At 57.2% G+C, this 11394-nt stretch carries 14 protein-coding genes; 2 read left to right on the plus strand and 12 right to left on the minus strand.

Going from position 1 to position 11394, the window contains the following annotated elements; translation table 11 throughout:
- Positions 1 to 113: 113 nt before the first annotated feature.
- The 10 genes from QC821_RS21400 to QC821_RS21445 all read right to left on the minus strand — a co-directional run bounded on the left by QC821_RS21400 (position 114) and on the right by QC821_RS21445 (position 7881).
- Entirely contained in the window at positions 114 to 1052 is a 939-nt protein-coding gene (locus QC821_RS21400; protein WP_309725514.1) for a replication initiator protein A, read from the minus strand.
- Positions 1053 to 1759: 707 nt separating this feature from the next.
- Positions 1760 to 2389: a ParA family partition ATPase gene (parA, locus tag QC821_RS21405; protein WP_309725516.1), complete on the minus strand. Its 630-nt coding sequence runs from the start codon at positions 2387 to 2389 to the stop codon at positions 1760 to 1762.
- Positions 2390 to 2515: 126 nt separating this feature from the next.
- On the minus strand, positions 2516 to 2896 hold the full coding sequence (locus QC821_RS21410; RefSeq protein WP_309725517.1) for a helix-turn-helix domain-containing protein: 381 nt from the start codon (positions 2894 to 2896) through the stop codon (positions 2516 to 2518).
- Positions 2897 to 2900: 4 nt separating this feature from the next.
- Positions 2901 to 3203, minus strand: a complete 303-nt coding sequence (locus QC821_RS21415) for a type II toxin-antitoxin system HigB family toxin (RefSeq protein ID WP_309725518.1) — start codon at positions 3201 to 3203, stop codon at positions 2901 to 2903.
- Between the two features lie 257 nt (positions 3204 to 3460).
- Positions 3461 to 4054: a recombinase family protein gene (locus QC821_RS21420; protein WP_309725520.1), complete on the minus strand. Its 594-nt coding sequence runs from the start codon at positions 4052 to 4054 to the stop codon at positions 3461 to 3463.
- 89 nt (positions 4055 to 4143) lie between these two features.
- Entirely contained in the window at positions 4144 to 4401 is a 258-nt protein-coding gene (locus QC821_RS21425; protein ID WP_309725521.1) for an antitoxin Xre/MbcA/ParS toxin-binding domain-containing protein, read from the minus strand.
- Between the two features lie 112 nt (positions 4402 to 4513).
- Complete coding sequence (locus tag QC821_RS21430; RefSeq protein ID WP_309725523.1) at positions 4514 to 5044, minus strand: GNAT family N-acetyltransferase; 531 nt, start codon at positions 5042 to 5044, stop codon at positions 4514 to 4516.
- 3 nt (positions 5045 to 5047) lie between these two features.
- Positions 5048 to 5314, minus strand: a complete 267-nt coding sequence (locus tag QC821_RS21435; RefSeq protein ID WP_309725525.1) for a type II toxin-antitoxin system TacA family antitoxin — start codon at positions 5312 to 5314, stop codon at positions 5048 to 5050.
- A gap of 1009 nt (positions 5315 to 6323) precedes the next feature.
- Complete coding sequence (locus QC821_RS21440; protein ID WP_309725527.1) at positions 6324 to 6737, minus strand: hypothetical protein; 414 nt, start codon at positions 6735 to 6737, stop codon at positions 6324 to 6326.
- A gap of 484 nt (positions 6738 to 7221) precedes the next feature.
- Positions 7222 to 7881 (minus strand): hypothetical protein, encoded by a 660-nt coding sequence (locus QC821_RS21445; RefSeq protein WP_309725529.1) that lies wholly within the window; start codon positions 7879 to 7881, stop codon positions 7222 to 7224.
- Between the two features lie 1235 nt (positions 7882 to 9116).
- Here QC821_RS21445 and QC821_RS21450 point away from each other — a divergent pair.
- Together QC821_RS21450 and QC821_RS21455 are read left to right on the plus strand one after the other, a co-directional pair.
- Positions 9117 to 9278 (plus strand): hypothetical protein, encoded by a 162-nt coding sequence (locus tag QC821_RS21450; protein ID WP_309725532.1) that lies wholly within the window; start codon positions 9117 to 9119, stop codon positions 9276 to 9278.
- Positions 9279 to 9475: 197 nt separating this feature from the next.
- Positions 9476 to 10405, plus strand: coding sequence for a DNA-binding protein (locus QC821_RS21455; protein WP_309725534.1), 930 nt, complete (start codon positions 9476 to 9478; stop codon positions 10403 to 10405).
- A gap of 31 nt (positions 10406 to 10436) precedes the next feature.
- On the opposite strand, the gene QC821_RS21460 is transcribed toward QC821_RS21455, so the two are convergent.
- Together QC821_RS21460 and relB are read right to left on the minus strand one after the other, a co-directional pair.
- The gene (locus QC821_RS21460; protein ID WP_045995257.1) at positions 10437 to 10703 is read right to left on the minus strand and encodes a type II toxin-antitoxin system RelE family toxin; all 267 of its coding nucleotides are present in this window, start codon (positions 10701 to 10703) and stop codon (positions 10437 to 10439) included.
- Complete coding sequence (gene relB, locus QC821_RS21465; protein ID WP_309725539.1) at positions 10687 to 10911, minus strand: type II toxin-antitoxin system RelB family antitoxin; 225 nt, start codon at positions 10909 to 10911, stop codon at positions 10687 to 10689. Before relB ends, QC821_RS21460 begins: the two co-directional genes overlap by 17 nt.
- Positions 10912 to 11394: the final 483 nt, after the last annotated feature.

An 11394-nucleotide genomic window follows, 5' to 3' on the forward strand; every position in this document is an offset into this window, starting at 1 on the left:
CATCCCTAAAACCACGTGCCAATCCACAGGCCAGACATCCCTAAAACCACGATACCTCACCGGCACGTGGTTTTAGGGATGAATGATACGTGGTTCTATGGATGGGGCCTTGGCTAAGCCTTTAATAAATCAAGCATTTGTGCTCTACCACCCTTAGCTCCCCTAGCGTAGAAGGTCATCATATCCTTCTCTGCACTGAAGGCTATGCGGTAGTCTGGGAGCTCATTCGTAGCAGCTAAGGCCTTCATAGCAGCCCGGAATTTATAAAGCTTATCTTGGCTCCCACTCTTTACATGGAGGGTAGCTATCGTGACATGCCATTTAGGTTGGTTGCCACAGTGCTTACGAGCTAGCTCGTAGATACGTCGATCGAGAGGTTTGCGAAGCCGAAAGTAATCGCGACTCAAAGTCAGAACATGCTTGGCTGTCACTGAGCGATATAACCAGTCCGGCAGTGTAACTTCGACAGCAACCATCCGATTATCATGGCTGCGCTCTATGACGTGCCACGAATCGATCAGTCCAAAGCCTGCCCGCTCACGTCTCCCATCCGTTTCTATATTGGTCACTATGCGGGATTCAGAGAGACGCTCCAATGCTTCTCCCATTCGCTTATAGCTATCACCGTCAGTACGTCTATTAGTCGTGATCATAAAATCGTAAGCCGTAAACCTTACCGTTCGACTCACGTCTTCACGCCCCCTGTTTATAGCTTCCATAAGCTGACTTATGCAGTAGATCCACACGTCCTTATCGTGGATTGTTGCCAAACCCTTGATGCCAGGCCTGACCTCCATCGTAGCTTCACCGTGTTGGTAATACCTAACCTTCCGGTCACCAGAGCGTAGAGCGAATAGAGGGTGCTCCATGCTTGCCGTATCATCTTTTGGGCTCGCATCCAGGATGTCTGCGATGAAAAAATCGCGCTGAGAATGGCGCTCAGGAGCCAATGTGGAACGCTTGCTTTTACCAAGGCTTGGTGATGCAGCCTCTGTCCAGGCCTCCCCTGCTCGAGCATTCTCCACGATAGATGTCTGTCGATCTTCGCTCATGCCTCGCCTCGCCGCCGATCACGATCCAATCTTGGTGTTGACGGTGTACTCGAGGTGCAGGAAGCGCAGGGCACCATGGAGCTGAGGCTTAGCTTGATACGCTCTCCCAGCCACCTCTGAGCAGAGCAGCGTAGACGATGCAGGAAAACGCGATTTAGCGTGGAGTCCTGCACCACTTGGCAGATAGGTTCTGAGTGGGCCATAATCCCCTCACACGTTATGTGGCGCCCTCGTTCCCGCTTCTCCGCCAAGATCAGCCGGGTTCGAGGGCGTTTTGCTTTTCCGCCTTATCGGCGAGTCCTCATTTTTTACCCTCATTTTTCCCATTCGTCCAGTCCATCACCTCGCCTTCGATGGGAAATTTTTCATGTAAATCATTGTCTTGTATAGTTACATGACTGAGAGGTCCTGTGGCTTACACCCCGAGAGCTCATAATCCTTTGATTGCCTGCTCGATAATCACTCATCAGGCAGGCTTCGTATGTACTCGGTGAGTAGCTCCTTCACCGTCTTACCCTGTCGAGCCGCATAGATCTTCAGCTTGGCATGCTGGTCAGCCGACAGCTCGAAGTTGACCCGCTTCTTTGGCTGCTCATCGCTCAAGCTAGCTAAGGTCGCCGCTTTCCTCTTGTCACTAGCCTTCATACTCGGGCGCCCAGCGCTCAGTGTACCTTTCGTTGAGCTCATTTACTCATATCCCCATTGCTTCAAATGAGTTTTTGTGTGATTTCAGCAGCCAGGGCACGCACTTCTGCGGCCGCGTCACCATTAGGCTCGCTGTCCAACACCGTGGTCCCTGCTGCAGCGGTCCCGGGATAGCTAACTCGCTGCGTAATGCGCGACTCTAGTACCGGCAGATCGTAGCCGTGCAGTGCTTCAGCAACCTCGGAGCCGATCCGCGTACCCTTGATCGCCCTCGACACCACAAAGGCTGCTTGAAGAGCCCCATCCGTCACCTCGATGCGCTGCTTCACCAGGTCCACCAGCTCTGCCGTAGCCCAGATGTCATAAGGGCTGGGTTGGACAGGAATCAGGACGAAGTCAGCTGCCTTGATGGCAGACACAGCCAAGTCAGCCGCCTGAGGAGCCCCATCGATGACGACGAACTCCTGGCGGGCCACGCTCTTCAAGTCACGCCCTATTGTTGGGCGATCGATCCCCACCACCGTGACGGGCTGATCTTCTCTGACAGCCGCCCAGTCCCTCGCGCTACCTTGAGGATCGGAATCCACCAGTAGCACCTCTTTCCCCTCCAGCTGGAGGGCACGTGCCAGATGGGTCGCTATTGTGGTCTTCCCCGAGCCACCCTTCTGATTGAGTACCGCGATGACGTGCATAGGCCCTCCATGAGTATTTGATTCTATACTCATAGCATCATAGCATTATTTGCGTTTTTGAGTTAACGCCGTGAAAAGCAAGCCGCCTCGATGGGCGGCCTGTCGATGCCCAGAATAGAAGGCGAATCAGGCAATCTCCGTATGGCGAGGAGGCTTGATCAGGCTCTCTGCCGGGATCCCAAACATTTCATGGAGCTTCCACACCATGGCCAGAGTCAGGTTGCGCTTGCCGTTGAGAACCTCGTAGACACGATTGCGCTTACCAATAGCCGGCTCCAGATCCTTGGCCGTTAGCCCCTCCTGATCCATGCGGAACCTGATGGCTTCAATGGGATCCGGCAGGTCCACGGGAAATTGCTTCGCTTCGTAGGCCTCGACCAGGGTCAGCAGAATCTCGAAGCGGTCGCCGTCCTCGGTGCCGGGCTCAGGCTCATTGTCGAAGTATGCGGATACTTCACGCAGCACAGCCTGATAGTCGCTCTCGGTGCGAATCGGGCGAATGTTCATAGGCTCACTCCATTTCAACTGTCTCGGCATCCACCTTGTCATACTCGGCGTGGGTACCGACGAACTTGATGTAGACCGCGCCAAACCGGTAAGCAACGCTCACAATGAGCCGGTAGTCGTTGCCCTTGATGTCAAATACGACGCGCTTGTTGCCCAGTACGCTGGCTCTTGGGTACCGCTCCTTGATGTCATGCGTGCTCTGCCACTGCGAGTGCTTCACTTCATCGACCCAGGCCTCCAGCGGGCCCTTGGCGTCAGGATGCTGCCTCCAGAAATCCCTTAGGGTTTTCGTCGATATGATTCTCATGCAGCCTCCTTGATGGAGGCATCGTGTCCCATATTGGGACTACTGTCAAATCCTACAGTTCCCTCCTCCCTGCATTCTCAGAGAGAGCGATGCGGTGGCCCCACCAGAGCTTCACTGTGTGGCGACGAAGCCCTGTGGCGCCTGGCATGCGAGAGGGATAGTCAGATACCGCCGGAGAGTGCCCGATGCGCATATACTCAAATGAGTTTTAATTTAAAAACTCATTTGAGTATATGCGAAAAGCTTCTCGGCCACGATCAGACCTCCTCTATCTCACGATGGTTTACCGCTTTACTCAGCCCCTCCCTTTCCAATGAGGCATTCAGTGTCACCCGGCTAACGCCGAAATGCTTGGCCACCTCGGTCTTGGTGATCTCAGGATCAGCCAGCATTGCCGCCGCCTTGCGCACGTCTGCCACTGACATGACAGGACGGCGACCTCCCTTACGACCGCGGGCACGCGCCGCAGCCAGGCCCGCCAAGGTGCGTTCGCGAATCAGGCTGTGCTCGAACTCCGCCAGGGCGCCGAAAATATGGAACACCAGCTTGCCGCCGGCATTGGTGGTGTCGATCGCCTCGGTCAGCGACCGGAAGCCCACACCACGGTCATCCAGCTCGTGGATCAGCTCCACCAGGTCCTTGAGCGAGCGGGCCAGGCGGTCGAGCTTCCACACCACCAGGGTGTCGCCATCGCGCAGGGTGCGCAGGCAGGCCTGCAGCTCGGGGCGCTCTCGCTTGGTACCGGTGACACGCTCCTCGAAGACCTGCTCACAGCCGGCCTCCTCGAGAGCGTCACGCTGCAACTGGGGGTTCTGGTCCTGAGTGCTGACGCGGGCGTAGCCGATGATCATGCATTACCTCTCCGAGTGGCCGTATCGTCCTCGTGGTCTCTTCTCGTAGCCCCAAGCTCAGCCATGGCATCACCAGGACCAGGCTCGGATCAGGTGAACACCCCATGCTCGAGACGGCCGATCAGGTCCAGCACCTGCTGAGGATCCCTCTCCATGACATCGATGGGGCGCTTCCCTCCAAGCCCCACAGCCTCTTGGTGCAGCCAGTGGTTCGCTGCTACGCGGTTGCCTTCAAATAGCTCTATAGCCGCCCGCTGAACATCAGCAGCACTGCATCCTTTCCGTTCGACCATAACAGCCCCCACCGATAGAAGGAAAACCTTCGTTTTCTTTGCAGAGTGCTTCAATCTGGCAGTCATGCCAAGGCTAGATGGCTGATTGCATCACTGTGTCCAACTGAGGGGATAGAAGAAGGCTTATGCGTGACAGGGGTTATACCACTCTGAAATTATTGTATTGTTAAATTTGTCTTATGGTTTTCATACCAACAAATAGCCGTCTTGGATTGTCATTTAAAGGGTGAAAAATACCATAGCTTTGATAAAAGCTCATGGCATTATCATCCAATACATCCAAGACCAGGCCATATGCAGGAAGACCCATATCGCATAGCTCACAAGCTTTTCTAAGAGATGTGATTAAGGTTTTCCCGCCTATCCCTTGGCCTTGGTATTTAATGTCAACAGCAAGCCTGGCTAATAACACTGTAGGTATTGGATATCGAGGAAGGCTTTGTGTTACGGGAAGCGACTCTTTATCTACTGTATTTTGAGAAAGGGTGAAGTAAGCGGCAATGGGAGAACGATTCCCATTTCCTGGTATCATCCCTGCTGGGGTGTCGGGTAGGACCCAGGTTGTACTGAGCCCTAGCCCCATATGCTTGCAAGCAAACCTACTAATAAATGAGTTCATTTCATCTTTGCCGCAGTCAAATTCTGAAAGAGCTTGCTGGGTCTTATTTGCTGCGACAAAGCAATGATGCAGGGCCATTAACTAGAAGCCTTCCTTATCTAACCTGCTAGCAGTTCTTCTGATTTTATCACTGATAGGTTCCTCTTGGGAACACACTCGCATAAAATTATCAAACTGATCGTTGGTTAGCCTTATATTTGCCACCTCTTCAAGTATTTTGGGCGCATCTTCTCTAATTAGTTGAGTTAGATACTGGGTCATAGTGCGGCCTGATGCCGCAGATGCCCTTTCGGCAAGCTGCCTTGTTTCAGCATCCATGCGTATATCTATACGTTTAACGGCACTCATGACATCCACCTTGATATTTAGCAAACCCTGATACTAGAAGGCTTTGAGTCGATGGTATGTCCATTGTGGACCTTCGCACCCAGGCCTCCTGTACGGAAGACATCCGTACAGGGTGAATCTTAGCGGGCGCAGGCTCAGACTGTAAGACTAGGCAGGGCGTGGAAGGGTGTTGCCATCCAGGTAAGACATTGATTTATAAGGGATTATAACTGGTCATGGGTAGATAGCTAATATCTATTGCGCGGAGCGCAATAGATATTAGCTATCTACCCATGACCATGTCAAATTAATTTTACCTAGCAACGCCATGAAGGTCTTCTATGGTCACCATAGAAAGGCATGTCAGCAGGCGGCTAGGCTTGATTGATGGCGCTACGATGCATGATAGACCGAGGCTTCGGGTCACGCTGCCTACCTGCTGCGTCATTTGCAGTCGCTGGAAGCTGGAGCAGCCAGCTAAGCCGCATGGCAGACAGAAATCAAACCTGCCATTTCTGTACACAGAAAACTTTACGCAATTTTTTTACGAAAAAACGCCCCTCCAGGGCTTCCTGGTGGGGCGGCCGGCATGCGTAAAGAAAACGACCGTTTGCAATAGTGATGTGGAGTGAGTGCGCCGAGGTCTGTCACGACTTGGTGGCGGTAACTAACCTGGTCAGGATAAATCATGGAAGAAAGAATTTCTGCGTAACTTACAGACGTAGGGTATCTAAGACAACCTTTCTAACTAAGGGGGTTTCAACAAACGAAAATAATCATGCTAATACGGGAAAGTAAAAATAACAAAAATATATAACTTTTGGGCTCGTAACTAGCGAAGTAGAAAGCACCATACAGTTTTCCCTGGGCGGCCGATTCGGTGGATGCATGATAGAGTCATCCCATGATCCTCCCCACCCCCTTTATATCAAAGAGGCTGCCTCATGGTTAACTTAACTATCAACATAGAAGTTCCTGTGCATGTTATTTATTTTACACTGGTCTTTATCAAAGCATGGAGATCAAATCGCTAAAGATTTTCATATCTTGTCCCTTTAAAAGCAATACTCCTGGCTTCTTCCGGATCAACCCCAGACTTAACGAGGTCTATTTCTTTCTGCGCAATAGGGAAATACTCCTTCAATGAGCTCCTGCCTTCTTCACTGATATCAATATCTTTTCTTATCGCTGTAAACTTCTGGCCTTCCAGTTGGAGCTCTCTCATCTCCACATATTTTGTAAAATATTTCATCTTAAGCTTTTCTGTTTTTTTATATTCTGGCTGCAAGTGATACCAATCTATCCATCGCTCTCTCGAAGATATCTTCGAAGCCATCTCATCTTCAGAAAATCTTGGCATATCTCCAACTTTTGATTTGACGACAAGATAAAAAATGACTATTGCAAAAAACAAGCCTATGACAAAAAGAGAAAAATATTCCATCCCCCCCCCTATTCACTAAAAATATAATGAATTTTCTTTCAGAAGAATAGCATAGAGAAACACCGACAGATAATTTAGACGAAAGTCTTGTGATATGTCAGTTCAAGATTATGGCGCTTATCGTGCCTAGGCCTGTCTGAGCGACACAGGTCATCCGCCCACTCTACAGGCCAGCGGTGCAGCGTCCCCACCTACGCCCAGGAGCGATCGTTCGGCCCAGGGAAGCAAGGTATTCCTCCCCCTTTGGGGACCCACTATGCAGCATCCCCACCGGCCGATGGGCAGGTTTCGTCGGCCAGAATCCCCGGCCCTGTGGCGTGTCGCCAGGGCACCTGCCAACGGCCTCTCTGGTGGGTTGTGTTTCCCAAGATCTGCCCCCCTGTAGGCCACCCGTGCAGCATCCCCACGGGTGCTCGAGACCCGTGGTTCTGTTTCGCATGCGAAACATTCGGCAGGGCCATCGGTGGGGATGCTGCACCGATGTCTATTCATGCTTGATCCGGCGCACATAGGGCGGCCGTTTCGGGATCGCCGGCAGCGCTTCGCCCTTGCGCCGGATACGCGACCAGTCGCTCTTCATGTCGCGAATCAGGGCCCGTACATCGTCCCGCACCCCACGAAATCCCGGCATCTTGCGCATGCTGTAGATGGCCTGCCGGACCAGGCGATTCCGGGTCTCGCGATCGCTCCGGCTGACCGCATCGCGGATGCGTTTTGCCCACTCGTCGCGCCGCGCTTCGACCAGCCGCCAGGTCCAGATATTGTCGAGGCGGACCAGCTCATAATCCGCCTGCCACACCTCCGGGCACCAGTACGGATTGGGCATGGTGATCCGCACCTGGCGAGCATCCTGCAGCGCCTCGTAGTGCTGTGCCGGATGCGCCTCATCGACCAGCAACCACCACACCGCATAGGGCTGCCGCGGCGGCAGGTAGACCACCAGGAAGGCGTTGCCGGCACCATGCCGGCGACGCCGCCGGCGTTCGTTCCGGTCGGCGGCGGTGGCATAGCGCGCCGCAAATTTCGCCTCGAGGCGGGCGATCTTCTCCCGCGGCACCACCCCGGCCACCCAGCGGGGGTACCCCCGCCGCACCAGGTCCTGCACCCGCTGCATGGCAGCGGCCTTGTAACGCATCGATCCCATGTCACCTCCCGTTGAGCGGCTACGGGGAGATAGGGCGTGCGGTGACACCATGGTCCTGAATAACCAGATTTTCGGTGCGGTGGCTCCGCATAGATAAAGATTCCAAGGGCGCCGCGGCCGGGGCGGCCCGTTAACGTCAGTGGCGCCCCTACCTCTCCGCGAGTGCCAAACCTCGGGGTGTGCCAGCCCCTCACGCGAGGGGCTGCCACCCCCTTGTTTGCTGCTGGTCGTGGGTGCCAACCACGACCAACTCGCCGTCGCGCAGTGCGGGTAATTCCGCTCGCTGCGAGGCAATGGGCGCTCGAGGCTGCAATGCCTCGTTCGACCCAATCCAGGGCACCGGGATTGGGCGACACGGACACGGGCAGCCGGGTAACCGGAGCTGACCCTGTCACGGCGTGAAAGTGGGTAACCAGTCCCACCTGTGGGCGGCGGGTGACCGTCGAACGCATGCCGAACCTGTGGGCGCAGCGCTGGGGGAAACCCCAGTGAGCCAGGTAGCCGAAAGGAGTGGCCTGGCGGCACCAGGAGGCGCAAGCCGCCTGGGTCGACGAATAGCTCAAGCAGGTAACGGCGCCCCGCGAGGGTGCTGTTCGGAGTGCTTCATAGCCATGCTCTTCGGGAGCTGGCCATGTGCGATGAAGTGACGGTGGAGTAAGGGAGCCGTTTTGGAATCTTGGGCCCCTGAAAACCGGCGATGCCGGTGAGGTGCTTAGCACTAGTGATCACCGTGGTGGAGCACAGTGGCGATGAGGTACGCAGTAGCACGTGACTAACGTGGGAAACCCTAAGGTCGATGATCCGGTTGGCACCGGTGAGGCTAGGGGTGGGAGCGGCGTTGAGTAGTGTCTGAGCTGACGGGCGATATGGCCGAAGCCCTCAGCGAGATCCTGGGCCACCAGGGCACACGAAAGATGCCAGCGAGTGTGGGAGGGGCACTCCTCCCTCGCAGCAAGCAAGACGGCAACATCGACGACGACCGGTACCGCGGGTGGCACCGCGGACGCCGGATGAGAACGGCCAGGGTGGCACCTGGCGTAAGTTCATCACCATCGCACCGCGCAAGACCGGCCGTGCGATTCACGACACCAAGGAGGTATTTGATCCTTCAATGCCCGTTTGGGCATCTTCAACAGCCCCTCTTCGGAGGGGCTTTCTCGTGGGCTCTCCGCTACGCTGTCCACGCCGAAGATGCTAGGCTAGGGGCAACCCCCCATCGCCCGAGGAGACGCCCCATGACGCCATTCGGCTGGCTCGTCACCGCCTTCGCCCTGTTCATGGCCGGCGTGTGCCTGTTCACCTACGTGCAGATCGAGCGCCACGCTCACCAGAACCACCAGCGGCGCCTGGCCCGCGAGCGTGATGGCATCGTGCAGCAGTACCAGCAGACGCCCTGATCCCGGCCCGCTCCCCCTCACCAGGCGAGCCGCCCGACACTCAAACCCCGCTACGGCGGGGTTTTTCGTGGCTGGACGCCCGGAAACCGCGGCGGCGCCGGGATATTTCATAGCGTAGTGATATTTTGTATTGTATTTTGTACCGTATAACATATAATATGAAATACGAATTACGATACAGCCGCGGAGAGTACGATATGGCACGCACCGGGATCACCTACGAGCAGGTCGCCACCGTCGCCGACGCCCTGGTGGGGCAGGGCGAGAAGCCCAGCATCCAGCGCGTCCGCGAGCAGCTGGGCACCGGCAGCCCCAACACCATCCACCGCCACCTCAAGGCCTGGCGGGCCACCCAGGCGCCGGCCGAGCGCCGCGCCGCCCGCCTGCCTGACGAGCTGGCCGCCGCCCTGGCCGAGGAGCTGGAACGCCAGGCCGCCGCGGCCCGCGCCGAGGCCGAGGAGAACGCCCTGGAGGCGCAGCACACCGCCGACGAGCTGGCCGCCACCGGCGAGCAGCTGGAGGAGCAGGTCGAGGAGCTGAGTGGCCGGGTAGAGGCCCTGGAGAGCGAGCGCGATCGCGTCACCGGCGAACGCGACGAGGCGCGCAGCGCCCTGGCCGAGTTCCGCGAGCGGGTGCGGGAGCTGGAGACCCAACGCGACGACGCCCGCCAGCAGCTGGCCGAGGCCCGCAACCGCTGCCAGACCCTGGAGGAGCAGCGTGACGAGGAGCGAGAGGCGCGCATTACGGCACAGCGCGAGGCCAAGCAGCTCGATCAGGCGCGCATCGAGGCCGAACGCGCCCTGGCCGTGGCCGAGACCCGCACCGAGGCCGCACGGGACCAAGCCGAGGAGCGTGCCAGGGCGCTGGACGCTGAACGCCAGGCGCGCCGCGAGGATGCCCAGGCTCACAAACAGGCCCTGGCCGAACAGCGCGACGAGTACCGTGAACGCCTGGCCGCCATGGAAAAGCAGCTCCAGGACGCCCAGCAACGCGCCCAGGAGGCCGAAAAGGGTCGGACCAAGGCCGAGGTACAGGGTGAGGCCCTAGCGGCCCGTATGGAGGCCCTGGAGAGCCACAAGGCGAAACAGCAGGAGGAGGATCAGGGCCAGCTGCCCCTGGGGGAGTAATTCAGGCCCTAGAGCGCCACCGCAGCCAGCGTCAGCGATAGACCTTGCTGCGGTGGGCGATGCGTACCACCAGGATACGGATCTCCGCGTCCTCGATGCTGGCGATGAGGCGGTAGTCACCCACGCGGTAGCGCCACAGCTCGCTGAGCTGGCCCGTCAGTGGCTTACCCAACTGCCGGGGGTCCTCCAGCGGCTGGAGGCGACCGCGCAGATAGTCCCGAATGCGCTTGGCGTCGGCATGGCCGATCTTCTTGAGCTGCTTGACCGCTTCGTCGGTGAGTTCAATCCGCCAGGCCAAGCTCACGCTCCACGTCGTCCAGGCTGTGGGTCGTCATCTCGCCGCGGCGGACCTGCTCCAGGGTCTTCTCGGCCAGGTAGATGTCCTCGAGGTCATCCAGGTGCTCGAGGATCGCCTCGCGGGCGTAGTAGCTCTTGGTGCGGCCGGTGGCCCTGGCAAGGGCCTCCAGGCGTTCCTCGATCTCGGTGGGCAGGCGTAGGGCGAGCATCGAACTCTCCTCCGGGAGGGTGGGTGCTATACAAGTATATCATTCAGCTCGCTCGGAGCCACGGATCTTTGCGACACCGCCTGAGCGTGGATCGACCTCCTTCCTGCTAAACCCAGGCGCGAAGCGCCCTGTTCCCGCACAAGGCTGGGGTTCGGCCCAGGGAGGGTTGTCACTTTAGCGGCCGGGTTGCGCCGTCCAGGGCGCGCAGCCGCGAAGCGGCTCGAGAGCGCCCGTTAGCCGCGCCTTTGGCGCGTCATCGTTCAGGCCCGCGAAGCGGGGGCGGAGCGAGGAACGAGCGGAGGGTAGGCGAGCGCGTAGCGCGTTAAAGATCTTTTAGATTTTAGTTAAGGACGCGCGCGCGTTACGGTTTTGGCGGGCCAGCAACCATGCGGGTTTGCGGGGAGGCTGCATCCTTAAAACCACGAAACCCACATCCCTAAAACCACGTGCCAATCCACAGGCCAGACATCCCTAAAACCACGA

Origin of the sequence: Franzmannia qiaohouensis (genome assembly GCF_031451695.1) — a bacterium.
Classification (GTDB): Bacteria; Pseudomonadota; Gammaproteobacteria; order Pseudomonadales; family Halomonadaceae; genus Franzmannia; species Franzmannia qiaohouensis.